19 protein-coding genes and 2 tRNA genes are annotated in these 16,439 nt (G+C 39.7%); 7 read left to right on the top strand and 14 right to left on the bottom strand.

Features of this window, described 5'->3' with window-relative positions:
• Positions 1 to 6 precede the first annotated feature (6 nt).
• The 8 genes from BM291_RS01465 to mutS form a co-directional block, all read right to left on the bottom strand.
• Positions 7 to 1,500, bottom strand: a complete 1,494-nt coding sequence (locus tag BM291_RS01465; protein WP_092894396.1) for a GMC family oxidoreductase — start codon at positions 1,498 to 1,500, stop codon at positions 7 to 9.
• A 52-nt stretch (positions 1,501 to 1,552) separates the two neighbouring features.
• A complete protein-coding gene (gene betB / locus BM291_RS01460; RefSeq protein WP_092894395.1) occupies positions 1,553 to 3,004 on the bottom strand; it encodes a betaine-aldehyde dehydrogenase in 1,452 nt (483 codons plus the stop codon).
• A 327-nt stretch (positions 3,005 to 3,331) separates the two neighbouring features.
• Positions 3,332 to 3,559 carry a GIY-YIG nuclease family protein gene (locus BM291_RS01455; RefSeq protein WP_092894394.1) on the bottom strand — a complete coding sequence of 76 codons (228 nt, stop codon included), beginning with the start codon at positions 3,557 to 3,559 and terminating at the stop codon, positions 3,332 to 3,334.
• 117 nt (positions 3,560 to 3,676) lie between these two features.
• Positions 3,677 to 3,904, bottom strand: coding sequence for a GIY-YIG nuclease family protein (locus BM291_RS01450; protein WP_092894393.1), 228 nt, complete (start codon positions 3,902 to 3,904; stop codon positions 3,677 to 3,679).
• 45 nt (positions 3,905 to 3,949) lie between these two features.
• Positions 3,950 to 4,033, bottom strand: a tRNA-Leu gene (locus BM291_RS01445).
• Between the two features lie 142 nt (positions 4,034 to 4,175).
• A tRNA-Gly gene (locus BM291_RS01440) sits at positions 4,176 to 4,248 on the bottom strand.
• A 141-nt stretch (positions 4,249 to 4,389) separates the two neighbouring features.
• A complete protein-coding gene (locus BM291_RS22445; RefSeq protein WP_092894392.1) occupies positions 4,390 to 5,187 on the bottom strand; it encodes a helix-turn-helix domain-containing protein in 798 nt (265 codons plus the stop codon).
• 50 nt (positions 5,188 to 5,237) lie between these two features.
• On the bottom strand, positions 5,238 to 7,844 hold the full coding sequence (mutS, locus tag BM291_RS01430) for a DNA mismatch repair protein MutS (RefSeq protein ID WP_092894391.1): 2,607 nt from the start codon (positions 7,842 to 7,844) through the stop codon (positions 5,238 to 5,240).
• Between the two features lie 92 nt (positions 7,845 to 7,936).
• On the opposite strand from mutS, the gene BM291_RS01425 reads away from it, so the two are divergent.
• Positions 7,937 to 8,470 (top strand): RNA methyltransferase, encoded by a 534-nt coding sequence (locus BM291_RS01425; RefSeq protein WP_092894390.1) that lies wholly within the window; start codon positions 7,937 to 7,939, stop codon positions 8,468 to 8,470.
• On the opposite strand, the gene BM291_RS01420 is transcribed toward BM291_RS01425, so the two are convergent.
• The 6 genes from BM291_RS01420 to BM291_RS01395 are packed head-to-tail and all read right to left on the bottom strand — an operon-like array spanning position 8,467 to position 12,045.
• On the bottom strand, positions 8,467 to 8,880 hold the full coding sequence (locus tag BM291_RS01420) for a hypothetical protein (RefSeq protein WP_092894389.1): 414 nt from the start codon (positions 8,878 to 8,880) through the stop codon (positions 8,467 to 8,469). The genes BM291_RS01425 and BM291_RS01420 overlap by 4 nt on opposite strands.
• Positions 8,881 to 8,919: 39 nt before the next feature.
• Positions 8,920 to 9,393 (bottom strand): PaaI family thioesterase, encoded by a 474-nt coding sequence (locus BM291_RS01415; RefSeq protein ID WP_092894388.1) that lies wholly within the window; start codon positions 9,391 to 9,393, stop codon positions 8,920 to 8,922.
• Positions 9,380 to 9,973 carry a hypothetical protein gene (locus tag BM291_RS01410; RefSeq protein ID WP_092894387.1) on the bottom strand — a complete coding sequence of 198 codons (594 nt, stop codon included), beginning with the start codon at positions 9,971 to 9,973 and terminating at the stop codon, positions 9,380 to 9,382. Before BM291_RS01410 ends, BM291_RS01415 begins: the two co-directional genes overlap by 14 nt.
• 29 nt (positions 9,974 to 10,002) lie before the next feature.
• On the bottom strand, positions 10,003 to 10,761 hold the full coding sequence (locus tag BM291_RS01405) for an SDR family NAD(P)-dependent oxidoreductase (RefSeq protein ID WP_092894386.1): 759 nt from the start codon (positions 10,759 to 10,761) through the stop codon (positions 10,003 to 10,005).
• Positions 10,762 to 10,813: 52 nt separating this feature from the next.
• Complete coding sequence (locus BM291_RS01400; protein WP_092894385.1) at positions 10,814 to 11,347, bottom strand: YfiT family bacillithiol transferase; 534 nt, start codon at positions 11,345 to 11,347, stop codon at positions 10,814 to 10,816.
• Positions 11,348 to 11,352: 5 nt separating this feature from the next.
• Positions 11,353 to 12,045, bottom strand: a complete 693-nt coding sequence (locus tag BM291_RS01395; RefSeq protein WP_092894384.1) for a ComF family protein — start codon at positions 12,043 to 12,045, stop codon at positions 11,353 to 11,355.
• A gap of 81 nt (positions 12,046 to 12,126) precedes the next feature.
• On the opposite strand from BM291_RS01395, the gene BM291_RS01390 reads away from it, so the two are divergent.
• From BM291_RS01390 to mnmG, 6 genes are all read left to right on the top strand, one after another.
• A complete protein-coding gene (locus BM291_RS01390) occupies positions 12,127 to 12,468 on the top strand; it encodes a carboxymuconolactone decarboxylase family protein (protein ID WP_092894383.1) in 342 nt (113 codons plus the stop codon).
• Between the two features lie 6 nt (positions 12,469 to 12,474).
• Positions 12,475 to 12,837, top strand: a complete 363-nt coding sequence (locus BM291_RS01385; protein ID WP_092894382.1) for a hypothetical protein — start codon at positions 12,475 to 12,477, stop codon at positions 12,835 to 12,837.
• A gap of 3 nt (positions 12,838 to 12,840) precedes the next feature.
• Positions 12,841 to 13,602, top strand: coding sequence for an exodeoxyribonuclease III (locus BM291_RS01380; RefSeq protein WP_092894566.1), 762 nt, complete (start codon positions 12,841 to 12,843; stop codon positions 13,600 to 13,602).
• Positions 13,603 to 13,636: 34 nt separating this feature from the next.
• Entirely contained in the window at positions 13,637 to 14,038 is a 402-nt protein-coding gene (locus BM291_RS01375; RefSeq protein ID WP_092894565.1) for an ATP-binding protein, read from the top strand.
• A 3-nt stretch (positions 14,039 to 14,041) separates the two neighbouring features.
• A complete protein-coding gene (gene ybeY, locus BM291_RS01370) occupies positions 14,042 to 14,467 on the top strand; it encodes an rRNA maturation RNase YbeY (RefSeq protein WP_092894381.1) in 426 nt (141 codons plus the stop codon).
• Between the two features lie 80 nt (positions 14,468 to 14,547).
• Positions 14,548 to 16,413, top strand: coding sequence for a tRNA uridine-5-carboxymethylaminomethyl(34) synthesis enzyme MnmG (mnmG, locus tag BM291_RS01365; RefSeq protein ID WP_092894380.1), 1,866 nt, complete (start codon positions 14,548 to 14,550; stop codon positions 16,411 to 16,413).
• Positions 16,414 to 16,439: the final 26 nt, after the last annotated feature.

Below are 16,439 nucleotides of genomic sequence, written 5' to 3'. Positions count from 1 at the left end.
GTCTATTTAAGAATGATCCTGGATGATAAAGTCAGCGCAACGCTCACCAATCATCATCACAGTCATATTAGGATTGACACTAGTGATAGTAGGAAAAACCGACGCATCAGCGATGCGAAGCTTCCCAATACCTTTCACTTGTAGTCGGTTATTAACTACCTGATTAACATCATCATCGCTAGCCATTTTGCAAGTTCCAGCAGGATGGTAGACCGTGTTGTGCGTCTTATAGATGTATTCTTCTATTTGCTCGTCCGACTGAATGGCTGATCCTGGCGCAAGTTCACGCTTAATCCATGGCTTAAGAGCTGGCTGCTCCGCGATCTTTCTTGCGATTTTTATGCTTTCCACCATCACCTTGATGTCGTAACCCTCAGGATCGCTAAAGTATTTCGGATCTATCAATGGAGCTGTTTCTGGATCTGTAGATTGTAATCGCACGGTTCCCTCACTTTTGGCCTGCATCACATTTGGCGTAAGCGAAAAAGCCTCCTCTGCGGTAGGAAATCCTGCAGGTACCGTATGCATGTCAAAAGCTTCTGTTCCCAAATGGAACATTACGTCAGCTATCGGCAAGCTAAGATCAGTTTTGCTAAAAATGCCTATTTCATATTTCTGAGCCGTTTCAGCAGGAACTGGTTTGGCAGACTCCCACATAATCACTCCTTCAGGATGATCCAGCAAATGACTTCCTACACCTGGCAAATTTTCCAGCACTGGAATATTCATTTCTTGCAAATGCTCAGCTGCCCCAATGCCAGAAAGCATCAATAGTTGAGGTGTCTGAAATGCTCCTCCAGACAAAATCACTTCCTTAGCTGCTTCGAAAACACCCTTGCTAGTTTCTACTCCAGTTACATTTTTGTCTGAATCAAAAAGCAAGCGATACGCAAAAGTTTCTGTGAGTACGGTGAGGTTTTCGGGAACTTGATCGTAGGGATGCAAGTAGGCTACTGAACTCGAATGTCTGGTATTTCCCTTTTTGTTCAGAGAAAACCAACCCGCTGATTCTTTGTATTCACCTTGGACAAAATCCTTCTTAGGAATCCCGTATTCTTCACTGGCATCTATCATAGCTTTGCCACAAGCATTACCAGAATCGGATAGTTCTAGATTCACTTTTTCGAAAACCTTAGTGTAAAAAGGTCTTACATCTGCAGGCGTCCAGCCTTCCAATCCCATTTCAGTCCAAACTTCAAAATCATAATCCGGCGCCTGAAATGCAATCGCAGAATTATGAGAACTGCAACCGCCCATTACCTTGGCGCGGCTATGACGCATATTGGAGTTTCCGTTTTCTTGCTTCTCGATCGTAAAATCATAATCCAACTCTCCTTCCAGCAGCGATTGCCACTGGTCTAGCTGAAGCACGTCTTCACGCTTTTCGTCAGAGATTCCTGCCTCTATAAGTAGTACGTTACCGGCTTTTTGTTCTGCAAGTCGATAAGCAGTGATTACCCCGGCAGAACCTCCACCGACTACTATAAAATCATATTTCATAAATACTGTTTGTTTTGGCTCTTAGACAATTTTTCTGTCAGAGAACAAGATTCTAGAAAGGGTTTCCCAAGTCTTTCATGGCGATATAAACTGTCTTGAGCTGGGAATAATGCTCGATGGCTGCCAAGCCATTTTCCCGTCCAATTCCCGACTGCTTGTATCCACCAAAGGGAATTTCCACAGGAGTGATATTGAATGTATTGACCCAGCATATTCCAGCCTGCAATTTGGCCACCATGCGGTGAGCCCTTCTTAGGTCATTTGTATATACGCCGGCCGCAAGTCCAAAAGGCGTATTATTTGCTCGCTGCAACACATCTTCTTCTTCTGTAAAAGTTAATATGGACATCACAGGGCCGAAGATTTCTTCTTCTACGATTCGTACCTCATCTTTAGCGCTGGCGAAAATAGTAGGCTCTACAAAATAGCCTCCTTCACATCCTGGTACCTTTACCTGATTGCCACCAGAAATCAATTCAGCTCCCTGCTCTTTTCCCAAAGCGATATAACCCATCACTTTATCGAAATGGTTTTTATTAATCAATGCGCCAACATGAGTCGTTGGATCAGCAGGATCGCCTACCTTCAGATTTTTGGTTCGCTCTACGAGTATTTCAAGGAATTTCTCACGAATAGCAGCATGAACAAATACACGTGTGCCATTGCTGCAAATTTCTCCTTGGGTATAGAAATTACCCAACAGAACACCATTCACAGCTTCCTCTAGGTCTGCATCTTCAAATACTATAATCGGCGATTTGCCACCTAGCTCTAAAGTCACATGCTTCAGTGTCGCTGCTGCAGCTGCCATCACTTTCTTGCCAGTTCCTACCTCTCCGGTAATGGATACCTTGGCTATATCTGGATGCGAAGTCATCATTTGGCCCACTTCGCCATCTCCTTGCACTACGTTGAAAACTCCATCGGGCAAGCCTGCTTCCTTATATACCTCTGCCAACTTGTAGGCTGTAACCGGTGTAAGTTCCGCTGGTTTGAAAATCATGACATTGCCACACGCCAAAGCTGGGGCTGATTTCCAGCAAGCAATCTGAATTGGGTAATTCCAAGCTCCGATTCCTGCACAGATTCCTAGAGGCTCTCTACGTGTATAGGCAAAATCATCACCCAAATTAATATGCTCTCCATGCATGGAAGCGGCTATACCTGCGTAATATTCCAAGCAATCTGCTCCAGATACCACGTCTACTTCAAGCGCTTCACGAATAGGCTTACCGGCATCCTGAGATTCCAGTAGCGCCAATTCATCATTCTTTTCACGTAGAATACGTGAAGCCTTATGCAAAATTCTTCCCCGCTCAGTAGGAGACATGGCTGACCAGATCTTAAGTCCTTGCTTCGCGGATTCTATCGCTTTCTCGAAATCGGCAGTAGAAGCGCTACTCACTTCATTTAACAAGTCACCAGTTCCCGGATTGTAATTATTAAACTTCTTACCTGTGCCTGGAAATGGCTTATTGCCAATGTATAATGGAATGTTTTGCATCAATAATGTGTATTGGATTGAATTGGAGGAGTGAACAAATTTCCCAAATGCATATCATGGGTTTCACTACAGAAGAAATCACCTCAGCTCCAAATATAATTTTATTCTATAGAATAAGCCCTAAACAGGGCATGCAAGTTCCTTTTCGTTTGTTAAATGGTGCGATGAGGGGGAGTTTTTTGGGGAGCAGGGTTTAAGCCTAGTTGGAAAAAAGTGTATAAAAACAAAAAGCCCCGTATTTCTACGAGGCTTATGTACCAGGAGCGGGAATCGAACCTGTCTGCTACAGGCAGGCCCGCACGAGCTTACGCTCACAAGATTTTAAGACTACAAAATGGTACGCTTCCCTCTAGTTGTCTTAATGAATTTTTCATGTTCACGTGCTAAGGCTCTAGTCAGAAAGTCCTTTTGATAGATTAGCCGAAATGGATGGTAGGGTCGGGTAGTTTTCTCATATCCCGAATTGTGCCGATTAAGTCGGTCTTCCAAATTAGAAGTCATGCCTACATAGATATAGGTTTTTCCAATACTTGATATGGCATAGACAGTAAACACAAACAAAATTTAAACAAAAAGCCCCGTATTTCTACGAGGCTTATGTACCAGGAGCGGGAATCGAACCTGTCTGCTACAGGCAGGCCCGAACGGACTTACGCTCACAAGATTTTAAGACTACAAAATGGTACGCTTTCCTCTAGTTGTCTTAATGAATTTTTCATATTCACGCGCTAAAGCTCTAGTCAGAAAGTCCTTTTGATAGATTAGCCGAAATGGATGGTAGGGTCGGGTAGTTTTCTCATATCCCGAATTGTGCCGATTAAGTCGGTCTTCCAAATTAGAAGTCATGCCTACATAGATATAGGTTTTTCCAATACTTGATATGGCATAGACAGTAAACACAAACAAAATTTAAACAAAAAGCCCCGTATTTCTACGAGGCTTATGTACCAGGAGCGGGAATCGAACCCGCACGAGCTTACGCTCACAAGATTTTAAGTCTTGCGTGTCTACCTATTCCACCATCCCGGCTTAATCTATATCCTAAAATATAGATTTTTTCTTTGGTGCTTCTCCCGATAGCAATCGGAATCAGACAATCTAGGCTTCGCTTGGACGTTTCCAAGCTATAAATACCCTATAACAAGAAAGCCCTTGAATCAAGGGCTTTTTGAGCGGGAGACGAGATTCGAACTCGCGACCCCGACCTTGGCAAGGTCGTGCTCTACCAGCTGAGCTACTCTCGCTTTTGTTGTTAACTGAAACGTGATCCAGTTGAATTGTGGATGCAAAGGTAAGAGTCATCTATAAATATGCAAGAACCTGCTAATTAATTTTTTCACAAATACTTCCAATAATACCGCTTATCCTTGATTTTCAAGACAATATCAAAATGGATAAATTGATAATATTTTTACCATTTCTCCAACATTCCTAGCGTTGAGCTTTTTTAGGATGTTTTTTCGATGTGTAGCTACGGTATTTATAGAAATATTCAAGTCCTCAGCAATATCCTTGGACTCTTTTCCTTCCAAAATCAAGGATACGATCTCTTTCTCCTTTTTCGTAAGAGAAACTATCCTACTATTCGGAGAATTCTTACTTACAAATATTCGGGTACCATCTTCTTTTTGATAAGAGTAATTCCAATCATACCCAGTCGTTTTGGGAGGGGTATGTAGCTGCATGATAATGTGTAAATCCATTGCAAAATTTCCCGCAGAATCTATCAAATAAGGGCGAACTTTTCCCAAAACCCAGGTGACTTTATTCGTAATACGATGAACCCAGCGTGTGGTGTATGAGAATTCAAAGGTGTGTTTTTCTGCTAGCGTCAGTTGATGGAAACTATCAAAAACTATTTTCTGAAAACGAACAATCTCCGTCCTATCCTCAGGATGTGTCATGCTAAAAGTGGTTTCCATCCCCTTCTCCCGAAACATAGATGCAGGATAGCCTGTCAATTCCCTTATATTCCCAGTAAAAAAAGCTAAGCTCAAATTTCTATAGTCAAAACAAGCAATCGTCAGTCCTTCACGCATGCCGATGTTTTGGCTCAACTGCTCCAATTCCTCCATTTTCCTCTCTTCCTCAGGGTGCTCTTGAAATTCTTGCTCATTCCACTCCTGAAAAAATTGAGTGTACTTATTTTGTTTGCGCAAATCTTTCAATAATACTTTATCCATAAAAAATCTATATACAAGAAAAACTACGTTAACACACGGAAATTAATTTCTTAAGTTTCAATTTTCTTTTTGATCTCATGCAGCTTCAAAAGAGCTTCGATCGGAGAGATAGCATTGATATCTATTCCTTCAATCAAATCTTTTGCCTCCTGAAATTTAGGATCCAACTCAAACATGCTTAGCTGATAATTATTCTTAGGTATAGATTTAACTTTTTCCTTTTGATCAGCCACAGCCTTGTCTTTTTCCAAATGAGACATAATCTCAGCCGCTCTCAACACTACGGGATTAGGCATACCAGCCATCTGTGCTACGTGAATACCAAAACTGTGCTCACTTCCTCCAGCCTTTAACTTTCGCATAAAAATCACCTTGTTCCCCACTTCCTTCACGGAAACATTGAAATTCTTGATTTTAGGAAAATCGGCAGCAAGCTGATTTAACTCATGATAATGCGTTGCAAAAAGTGTCTTAGCACGAAAAGTAGGATGATTGTGCAAGTATTCTACAATTGACCAAGCAATGGAAATCCCATCATAAGTGGACGTTCCCCGGCCAATCTCATCCATCAGCACTAGACTTCTATCAGATAGGTTATTCAAAATACTGGCGGTCTCGGTCATCTCGACCATAAAGGTGGATTCACCTTTGGAAAGATTATCCGAAGCTCCCACACGCGTGAAAACCTTGTCGATAATCCCTATTCTCGCAAAGGATGCGGGCACAAAGCTTCCCATCTGAGCCATAAGTACTGTCAGTGCCGTTTGACGCAGCAGAGCGGACTTACCGGCCATATTGGGGCCAGTGATGATCATGATCTGTTGTGAATCGTGATCTAGGTAAATATCATTAGGCACATAATTGTCGCCTGGAGGCAATTGCTTCTCAATCACCGGATGACGACCATCTTTGATTTCCAAGGTTTCTGTATCAGAGATTTTTGGCCTACAATAATTGTTGGAAAGTGCTACCTGCGCAAAAGAAAGTAAAACATCTAATGTGCCCAGTACTCTCGCATTTTGTTGAATTTGTGTCACAAATTGAGCAGTTTCCTGAATCAGTGCCAGAAAAAAGCGTTGCTCAATTGCAATCATTTTATCCTCAGCATTTAGGATTTTGTCCTCGTATTCCTTCAGTTCTGGCGTGATGTATCGCTCAGCATTTACTAGGGTTTGCTTTCGAATCCACTCTGCAGGCACCTTGTCTTTATGCGAATGAGTCACTTCAAGATAGTATCCGAAAACCTTGTTGAAAGCTATTTTCAGAGAAGTAATCCCAGTTTTCTGAACTTCCCGTTGTTGGATTTGAACCAGAAAATCCTTTCCGGTATTTGCCAAACCACGGTATTCATCCAACTCCGCATCTACCCCATCCCTTATTATGCCACCCTGATGCGTAAGCATTGGAGCATCTTCCTTGAGCTCCTTGTCTATTTTTTCGCGTAGAAATTCACATGGATGCAACTGATCAGAAAGTCTCTGAAGCGTAGGATTTTTCTGATTTTTGAGAAGCTCTTTGATTGGTAAAATGTTAACTAGCGCACGCTTGATTTGATTAATCTCACGAGGATTTGCCCTACCTACTACTACTTTAGAAATCAATCGCTCCAGATCACCGATATGCTTCAGAGGATCGACCATTTCAGTTATCAGCGATTCATTTTGGTAGAAAAAGTCAACAACATTTAATCGTTCCTCAATGGTTGATTTCTCTTTAAGCGGCAGCACCATCCACTTTTTCATCATTCGCGAACCCATAGGCGTCACCGTCTGATCGAGGATATTAATCAAAGGAACTCCACCTTCATGCTGCGGAAATACAAGCTCCAGATTTCGAATAGTGAATTTGTCCAACCACACATATTTCTCCTCAGCAATTCTTGAAATCGAAGAAATATGCTGAATCTCTTTGTGCTCAGTTTCTTCCAAATAATACAAAATAGCACCAGCAGCTATGATTCCTGTTTCGATTTCTTCTATACCAAACCCTTTCAGGTTGGCTGTACCAAAATGCGTTTTGAGCTTTTCGTAGGTAAAGTCATATTGGTAAACCCAATCCTCGCAGTGAAAAGTGATAAAATCATTCTTCAGCATGTCAGTTGCTAGTTTCTTAGCTGCTTTCGAATAAATAATTTCTGAAGGCGCAAAGCTTTGAATCAGCTTTTCGAGATAGGATGAAGTACCCTCCGCACACATAAATTCTCCCGTAGAAAGGTCTAGGAAGGCTATACCATGCTTATCCTTTCCAAAAGAAATCGAGGCCAAATAGTTATTTTTCTTCGTGTCAAGAACCTGATCATTAAAGGATAGCCCTGGAGTCACTAATTCCGTCACTCCACGCTTAACGATGCCTTTGACCGACTTAGGATCTTCTAGCTGATCGCAGATGGCAACGCGATTCCCAGCTCGCACCAACTTTGGCAAATAAGTATCCAAAGAATGATGTGGAAAACCTGCCAGTTCAATAAATGTCGCTGCGCCATTACCGCGCTTAGTCAGCACGATATCCAGAATTTTGCTGGCCCGGACGGCATCTTCACCAAAAGTCTCATAAAAATCCCCAACCCGAAAAAGCAGCAAGGCACCCGGATGCTTGGCTTTTATCGCATTATACTGCTTCATTAAGGGCGTTTCTTTTACGTCTTTTGACTTACTCATGGGGGTATGCTTACTTTTATACTAATTTTGGGAGGGATATTCGAAGGGAATATCCCCGAAAATAAGCCATTCATAAAGCAGAACAAAAAAGGATGAAAAAATTAAGCATGGACGAGCTCGAAAGAGTCTCTGTAGAAGAGTTTAAGGAAATGGATAAATCGCCAATCGTGCTCGTTCTGGACAATGTTCGAAGTCTAAATAATGTCGGTTCTGCTTTTCGAACTGGCGATGCTTTTGGTGTAGAGAAAATTTACCTCTGTGGAATTACGGGTACGCCTCCTCATCGTGACATTCAGAAAACTGCCTTAGGTGCGACCGAGTCTGTCGCTTGGGAATATTGTCTGAACACTATGCTAGCAATGGAAAAATTGAGAGCTGAAGGCTATCAGATATGCGCTTTGGAGCAGGTAGATCGCTCAATAAAGCTGAATGATTTTACTCCTGAAAAAGGAAAAAAATATGCGTTAGTATTCGGAAATGAGGTTTTTGGGGTAGAAGAAGAAGTGCTTAATGCCTGTGATGCAGTCTTGGAAATCCCACAATTGGGCACCAAGCACTCCTTGAATATCTCTGTGTCGCTAGGAATAGCGGTTTGGGATCTGATGGTGAAAATGGAGCAATTCTAATTTTTAACAAATCGGTATCTAAGGCCAAATGAGCCTCGGAAAATCGAATCATCATTGAAACCAATTATTGGTGCTCCTTCGATATGAAATCCAAAGTCTTTCTGCTCAAAAGGATAAATATTCAAGCCTATAGGAACCACAACGCCGTCAAAACTTCTTACTCTTAAGCCTGCTCCACCATAAAACTCAAAACGATCTGTTTTTTTGAAAATGTAGTTGGCTGCAAGTTCTGCTGACATATTTTCAAAATAGGAATCTGTACCAACTCGAAATTCTGGTATAAATCGTTCACCAAATTGGTAATTAACACCTATGAATGGCAGGTTACTTTGGTGAAAAGTGATAGTAGTTTGTGAGAATACAGTGAGAGAAAATAGCCCAAAGAAGGCAAGGAGTACGATTTTTTTCATGCTCGATTTTATTTGTGTGAGATTAAATTGTGCAAAAGTTTAAAACCCAAGTTCACTCAGCTTTATATGTGTTTTAATCATATTTGAGCTCGATTTAGCCACTAGTTTACCTGAATCTTTAATGATTACGGCTTCCCAATGATTTAGGTTTGAGCCCGACCGAACTAATTTTGCAGACACTTCTAATTTCTCTCCAATCTGTGCAGCAGATAAAAAATCAACATTCAAATTGATGCTTGTCATCAGGTATTCAGATCCCGCCACAAAGTTTGCTATACCGATTACATCATCCATCATCAGTGATGCCACGCCACCGTGGAGAATTCTTGCCGGATTACACATTGCAGAAGTTACCGTGTAGGTGACTTTAATGAAACCTTTCTCTATTTCCAGAAGTGTACCTCCAAGCCAATTTCCGGCCATTGATGGTGTTTTATCTAGCTTTTGGCCAATTAACTTCTTGAATTGTTCTAACTGCGAATTAGGTTCTCCCATTGGGTCATTCTGGTTCATTTATCAATCTAAAATAGTCTTCCAATATAGTTTGTAAAGCTTCCTTTTCTTTTGGTTTTGACCAAAAAGAAGTCCAAACAGATTCATTCTTAATCTCAAACTTAGCATCATCGGCTATCCAAGGCTCAAGTAGTCTCACATACGCTAAAAACTCTGAATTATTTCCATTTAGAACTTGGAATACTTTCACTTTGTCGTCCTTAGAAGCACGAATTTCCAAAGGCCAATCTACATTTACAGGTTCTAGATAAAGGTAAGCCTCATCTTTTTGGCTATTGAGAATTATCACCAAATCCAACGAAGGCTCAGTCTTAGAAATTTCTCTTTTCCCATGACGGAATAGAACCATGCCAGCATCTGATCTAGTTTCTCTGTCATATTTGATCGCGCGCATATTCAAAAAATATAAGCGTGAAGAAGAACTCATTCGGAAAGTGAGATCATCCCCAGTGTTATTGGCTCGTTTAGTATTGAAAAATGAAAGTACAACTACTAGAGCTATTGATATCGAGCCGAAGATCTTCAGAATTTTGACTAATTCTGGCGAAAGGATATCGTTGGTTTTTTGCCTTTGAGGCATGTGTTTTTTGCTTAGTGATTCATTTGTGACTAATGTACATACGAACCTGCATTGATATCGATGCTGGCACCAGTTGCATGATCTGCTAGTCCAGAGCAAAGTAGCGTCACCATCGGAGCAATATCCTCCGGTTTAGTCAGCTCATTCAATGCGATGTCATTTAGGGCAAAATCCTCTCCATACTCAGATAGAATTTCATCAGCCATGTCTGTGCGCGTGAAACCGGGGGCGATCAAGAAAGCCTTGATTCCCTGTTTACCATAATGTCTAGCAATAGATCTAGTAAGGCTTACTATAGCGCCTTTGGAAGCCGCATATGCGATATAATCTGTGGTGTCTCCACGAAAAGCAGCACGGGAAGAGATATTAACGATTCGACCGTTTTTGTTGCTCAGTGCATGCTCAACAAATTCCTTACAAAGAATACCAAGCGCTGTGGTATTTACTTGAAGCGTTTCTTGCCAGATTTTCAACCATTCACTAGTTGACATATCGTCTGGAGCAGGTTTAGCTATTCCAGCATTATTTACTAATCCTGAGATCAGTCCATACTTCTCAACCAATTTTGGAATAAATCCAACAACTTGATTTGCATCTGAAAGATCACAGGATTCAACAAATGATGGATTTGTCAATTCATTTTTGAGTTTTTCAGCCTCAACAGCATTCTTATTAAAATGAATAATCACTTCAGCTCCAGATTCTGAAAGCTGCTTTGCGATAGCTCTACCTATTCCTCTAGAGGCTCCGGTAACAAGAATTCTTTGATTTTTGAGGGAAATATTCATATTTCAAAATATAGGCTAGCGTCCAAAATGCCACTTCCTAATTGAAATGCCTTCACCACTTCTCCCGAATGATCAAATGCTGAATATGGGCCAAATGATGCTGGGAATGCCATTGATACATAAGTGTAACCTCTGATAAAGGCACCGAAATTTGAGATTCTGGGTGAAAATAGGTCTTTTGAAAATCTGATGGAGTCATGCTTTCCAGTATAACAGCCCATTTCAAGTGAATTCCTGCAATTAAAGTAAGTGATATGTCAATTGGTAAGGCATAATCAGGCATTTGGGCCCAGGCAGCTTCATCGTAAGGCTTGATGGTGGGATTATCCTCTGTAAGCGCCAATTTAAAGCGTGTCAATGCATTCATATGGCTATCTGACAGATGATGGATCACTTCTCCGACAGTCCATCCACCAGGGCGATAAGGAGTATTTAATTGCTCCTCTGCAAATTCTTTTACTGTTTCTTCCAAATACTGTGGAAACAAACGAAGATAAGCACTAGCTTCTTTGAGATTTTGCTCCGAGATATGCTCAGGCTTCAGAAATTTGCCAATTGGGTATTTTAATAGCTCTATATCAATCATACTGTTTATCCTCCTGCTGCGATGGTTACCAAATCTACATTTTTTGCACCGTTCGCCAAAAGCACATTGGCACAAGCACACAAAGTAGCACCTGTAGTCATCACGTCATCTACAAGCAGAATAGATTTATCTGAAATAGAAGCGTAAGGTGAGATTTGAAATACCTCATCCATATTATCCATCCTTTGAAGTCGGGATTTTTGAGTTTGTGTTTCGGTAAATTTCCCTCTGATTAAGGCATTTTCCAATTTCACAGATAAACTCTGACTAAGGCCTAGTCCAAATTGCTCACTCTGATTATAGCCTCTGCGACTTTGTTTCAGCGGATGCAGAGGAACAGGAACTATCATATCCCAGGATTTATCGAAACCAGTATCGCTGAGAATTTTACCATACATAGATCCTAATTCTTTAGCTAATTGTGGCTTATTTCTATATTTCAACTGATGTAGTAGCTTTTGGCTATTTCCGCCTTTAGTAAATTTCAAATAAGCCATCACCATTCCTACAGTACTTAGACCCTTCACTTTGTCACATAAATCATTATCAATCGGTCTTAAATGATAACTAGTGATGGGAAGCGTGCCTTTGCAAATTGTACACAAGTTATTTTCATGGTCATACAGAGACCTACCGCACAGAAGACAATTCCGCGGAAATACTAAATCCAAAAAATCTTTTACAAAAAATAAACGCATTGTGAAAAAGGCTTGTTCATATCTGCCAAGGGCAAATAGTGGTATATTTGCTACTTAATTCTTTCCTAAACAGTTAAGTTAATGAATCTCATAGAGGAATTCAACGAGTACCGCAGTCAGATGAATGATAAGATTTTGGCTGCAGACAATAAAGTAATCAAGCGTATATTTAATCTTGATACCAATGCATATGCTGAAGGGACCATAGATATAAAGTCTAAAGAAATGATCGGTCTAGCGTGCTCCATGGTATTAAGATGCGATGACTGCATTAAGTATCATTTAGGAAAATCATATGAAGCTGGACTAACTAAAGAACAGGTCTTTGAAGTATTTTCTATAGCTACCTTGATAGGAGGAACAATAGTCATTCCGCACCTAAGAAGAGCTGCAGAATACTGGGAAACACTTGAAAATCAATAGATTATAATGTTTAAACGCGATCTAGAATTAGAAAAACGTTGGTCTAAACTATTAGAAGGCCTTAAAGAAACCATAGGAAAAAAACCTGCGGACTTAAATGGCGTACTCTTTCTTATTGGTGTTCAAGAACTTGGTCAAGGAAACAAGATATTTAGTAAGGAACAGAAACAAGACTTGATGCACATAGCAGTTTGTAAGGTATTGAGCTATGATGGATTCTATGAACTTGACCATGTAGATCAGGATGGTTGGCCTCATTGGAAATTAACGAAAGATCTTCCTCATTTTGATCTTTTAGATCAAGAGAAGCTTTTGAAGATCCAGGTTTTAGAATATTTTGAAAAGGAGTACGAAATAGTAATTGAATAAATGGTGAAAATAGTATCGTATAACGTGAATGGCATCCGTGCCGCAATGAACAAAGGATTTATAGATTGGCTTAAACAGGTAAATCCAGATGTAATTGGTTTACAAGAGGTTAAAGCAAATTTAGATCAAATAGATGCTACTATTTTTCAGGATTTAGGATATGAAGTATACTGGTACCCTGCTTTCAAAAAAGGGTATAGTGGAGTAGCAATTTTGACTAAAATCAAGCCAAAATCACTGAAACATGGCATGGATTATTCAAAATATGATGAAGAAGGCAGGCTTCTCCAAGTAGATTTCGAAGACTTTTCATTTCTAACGGCTTATTTTCCTTCAGGCACAACTGGGGACATTCGTCAATCATTCAAATATGAATTCTTAGACGATATATACGGATACACTCAAGATTTGAGAAAAAGCAATCCAAATTTTATACTAAGTGGAGATTACAATATCTGTCATAAGGCAATAGATATACATAATCCAAAAACTAATAAAAACACCTCAGGATTTTTGCCAGAAGAGAGAGCTTGGATGGATAAATTTACTGAATCTGGATTTGTAGATAGTTTCAGGAAATTCAACGATCAACCAGATAATTATACCTGGTGGAGCTACAGAGCAAACTCTCGAGCAAAAAATTTAGGTTGGAGGATTGATTACCATATGGCCACCGCATCAATGGAAGATCGCTTAAAAAGCTCCATCATACTAGCAGACGCAAAACATTCCGATCACTGTCCAATTCTAATCGAAGTCGAATAAAATAGGTAGATACTACTCATTGAAAACAATTATGATGAAAACCATAAAAATTTCTATTCCTTCTCTTATTGAGAATATAAAAATAATTGAAAGTTTCATCGACAATGCTCGTGAAAACTTTGAGATCAATGATGATATCTATGGTAACATTATGATCTCAGTGACAGAATGCATTAGTAATGCAATAATTCACGGGAACCAAGGTGACAAAAACAAATTGGTTCATTTAGAATTGACACTTGAAGAGGAGTTACTTTTATTCACTATTCAGGATGAAGGAGAAGGATTTGATTACAATTTACTGAAAGATCCTACAGCACCCGAAAACATTGAAAAAATAGGTGGTAGGGGAATTTTCCTAATAAAGCATCTTTCTGATGATGTCAAATTTGAAGAGAATGGCACAAAAACAGTTCTATCATTTTACATGAATTAAGCTATGCCAATTAATTTCTTTACAGAAGAAGTAACATTTTCCCTTAAAGAAAAGAGAAAAAGGAAGGTTTGGCTAAAAAAACTAGCTGAGGCAGAAAATCACAAGATATCAGAGCTTAATTACGTTTTTTGCTCTGATGAATATCTCCTAAGTATTAATGTAGAGTATTTAGATCATGACACTTATACAGATATTATCACTTTTGACAATTCTGAAGATGAAGGAATAATAGAGGGAGATATCTTTATAAGTATAGAACGAGTCAAGGAAAACTCTGAAACCTTAAAGGTGGAGGAAGAAAAGGAACTAAGCAGAGTCATCAGTCACGGTCTATTTCACTTGTTAGGTTACAAAGACAAATCAAATGAAGAGACAAGTCTGATGAGAAGTAAAGAGGAATTTGCGATAAAATTATTCGAAGAGTTATAAACGTTCCACGTGAAACAGTTAAGCAATAAGTTATAATTGCACAAGTGTTTCACGTGGAACAGTAAACATAAAAGGATACGATGTTTCCAATATACGATGTCATAGTAGTAGGAGCAGGGCATGCAGGATGCGAAGCCGCACACGCTGCAGCACGCATGGGCTCCAAGGTGCTATTATGTACTATGAACATGAATACGATTGCTCAAATGTCTTGCAACCCAGCAATGGGAGGGGTGGCAAAGGGGCAAATAGTTAGAGAAATAGATGCACTTGGAGGTATGTCAGGTATTATTTCCGACAAATCCATGATTCAGTTTAGAATGCTAAACCGATCCAAAGGACCTGCTATGTGGTCTCCAAGATCTCAGAATGACCGGATGATGTTTGCTGAGGAGTGGAGATTAGCTCTAGAACAAACGCCTAATGTGGATTTCTGGCAAGAAATGATCACTGGTCTTGTAGTGAAAAATGGAGAGTTGAAAGGCGTCAGAACAAGTATAGGATTAGAAATACTAGGTAAAAGCGTAGTGCTAACAAACGGTACCTTTTTAAATGGCCTTATACATATTGGCGAAAAGCAATTCGGAGGAGGAAGAACTGGTGAAGCTGCAGCAAGAGGAATTACCGAACAACTGGTAGAGCTAGGCTTTGAGTCAGGAAGGATGAAGACTGGAACTCCACCCAGAGTAGATGGAAGAAGTCTAGATTACTCCAAAATGGAAGTCCAATATGGCGATGAGAATCCGGAAAAATTTAGCTATTCAGATTCTACCACAGCTCTAAAAGAGCAACGAACTTGTTGGATAACTTATACAAATAAAAAAGTCCATTCCACATTGGAAGAAGGTTTCGATAGATCTCCCATGTTTAATGGAAGAATACAAGGTCTTGGACCGAGGTATTGTCCTTCTATTGAAGATAAGATCAACCGGTTTGCAGAGAGAGACAGGCATCAGATATTTGTAGAACCAGAAGGATGGAATACGGTAGAGATGTATATAAATGGCTTTTCTACATCACTTCCAGAAGATGTACAATATAAAGCCATAAGAAAAATAGCTGGGTTTGAGAATGCCAAAATGTTCCGTCCAGGATATGCCATAGAGTATGACTTTTTCCCACCAACTCAATTGAAACTCACATTAGAGACTCAATTGATGGAAAACCTATATTTCGCTGGACAGATAAATGGAACTACCGGATACGAAGAGGCGGCTTGTCAAGGGCTAGTAGCTGGAATTAATGCAAGTCTAAAAGCACAAGAAAAAGATCCTTTCTTATTGAAAAGATCAGATGCATATATTGGTGTATTAATTGATGATTTGATAAATAAAGGTACAGAAGAGCCATATAGAATGTTTACCTCAAGAGCTGAGTTCAGACTTCTACTTCGTCAAGATAATGCAGACCTAAGATTAACTCAAAAAGGTTTTGATATTGGATTGGCTTCCGATGAACGTTTAGCTAAAATGAACACTAAGAAAGAAGAAACTGCTAAACTCATCAATGATCTAAAACAAAAGAAATTTTCACCAGAAAGTGTAAATGAAGGTCTTGAAGAAATAGGTTCATCTACTATTAAGGAAAAAATATCTGCTGAGAAATTATTGAAAAGACCGCAAATTGGTCTACAGATATTAAAAACCTTCAATACTGAAATTGATGCATATCTATCCAAATACCCAACTGAAGTTTTAGAACAAGCTGAAATCCAAATAAAATATGACAGCTACATAGAGAAAGAACAGCAGATGGTAGATAAACTAAGCAATATGGAAAACTTCAAAATTCCATTGAAATTTGACTACATAGCTATTCCTGCACTTTCGGCTGAAGGAAAACAAAAACTGAATAAAGTAAGACCTGAGACGATGGGTCAAGCTTCAAGAATATCTGGAGTGACACCCGCAGACTTATCAATAATCACCGTCTACCTTGGAAGATAAAATGCTTGAAAGACTTACTAAATGTC

Origin of the sequence: Algoriphagus aquimarinus (assembly GCF_900112005.1) — a bacterium.
Classification (GTDB): Bacteria; Bacteroidota; Bacteroidia; order Cytophagales; family Cyclobacteriaceae; genus Algoriphagus; species Algoriphagus aquimarinus.
Note: the sequence above shows the minus strand (reverse complement) of the source record. Positions and strands in the feature narration are given on the sequence as shown.

Coding starts and splice junctions, on each gene's coding strand:
- BM291_RS01465 (WP_092894396.1), bottom strand. CDS start 1,500: ATGAAATATGATTTTATAGTAGTCGGTGGAGGTTCTGCCGGGGTAATC.
- betB (WP_092894395.1), bottom strand. CDS start 3,004: ATGCAAAACATTCCATTATACATTGGCAATAAGCCATTTCCAGGCACA.
- BM291_RS22445 (WP_092894392.1), bottom strand. CDS start 5,187: ATGGATAAAGTATTATTGAAAGATTTGCGCAAACAAAATAAGTACACT.
- mutS (WP_092894391.1), bottom strand. CDS start 7,844: ATGAGTAAGTCAAAAGACGTAAAAGAAACGCCCTTAATGAAGCAGTAT.
- BM291_RS01425 (WP_092894390.1), top strand. CDS start 7,937: ATGAAAAAATTAAGCATGGACGAGCTCGAAAGAGTCTCTGTAGAAGAG.
- BM291_RS01420 (WP_092894389.1), bottom strand. CDS start 8,880: ATGAAAAAAATCGTACTCCTTGCCTTCTTTGGGCTATTTTCTCTCACT.
- BM291_RS01415 (WP_092894388.1), bottom strand. CDS start 9,393: ATGAACCAGAATGACCCAATGGGAGAACCTAATTCGCAGTTAGAACAA.
- BM291_RS01410 (WP_092894387.1), bottom strand. CDS start 9,973: ATGCCTCAAAGGCAAAAAACCAACGATATCCTTTCGCCAGAATTAGTC.
- BM291_RS01405 (WP_092894386.1), bottom strand. CDS start 10,761: ATGAATATTTCCCTCAAAAATCAAAGAATTCTTGTTACCGGAGCCTCT.
- BM291_RS01400 (WP_092894385.1), bottom strand. CDS start 11,347: ATGATTGATATAGAGCTATTAAAATACCCAATTGGCAAATTTCTGAAG.
- BM291_RS01395 (WP_092894384.1), bottom strand. CDS start 12,045: ATGCGTTTATTTTTTGTAAAAGATTTTTTGGATTTAGTATTTCCGCGG.
- BM291_RS01390 (WP_092894383.1), top strand. CDS start 12,127: ATGAATCTCATAGAGGAATTCAACGAGTACCGCAGTCAGATGAATGAT.
- BM291_RS01385 (WP_092894382.1), top strand. CDS start 12,475: ATGTTTAAACGCGATCTAGAATTAGAAAAACGTTGGTCTAAACTATTA.
- BM291_RS01375 (WP_092894565.1), top strand. CDS start 13,637: ATGAAAACCATAAAAATTTCTATTCCTTCTCTTATTGAGAATATAAAA.
- ybeY (WP_092894381.1), top strand. CDS start 14,042: ATGCCAATTAATTTCTTTACAGAAGAAGTAACATTTTCCCTTAAAGAA.
- mnmG (WP_092894380.1), top strand. CDS start 14,548: ATGTTTCCAATATACGATGTCATAGTAGTAGGAGCAGGGCATGCAGGA.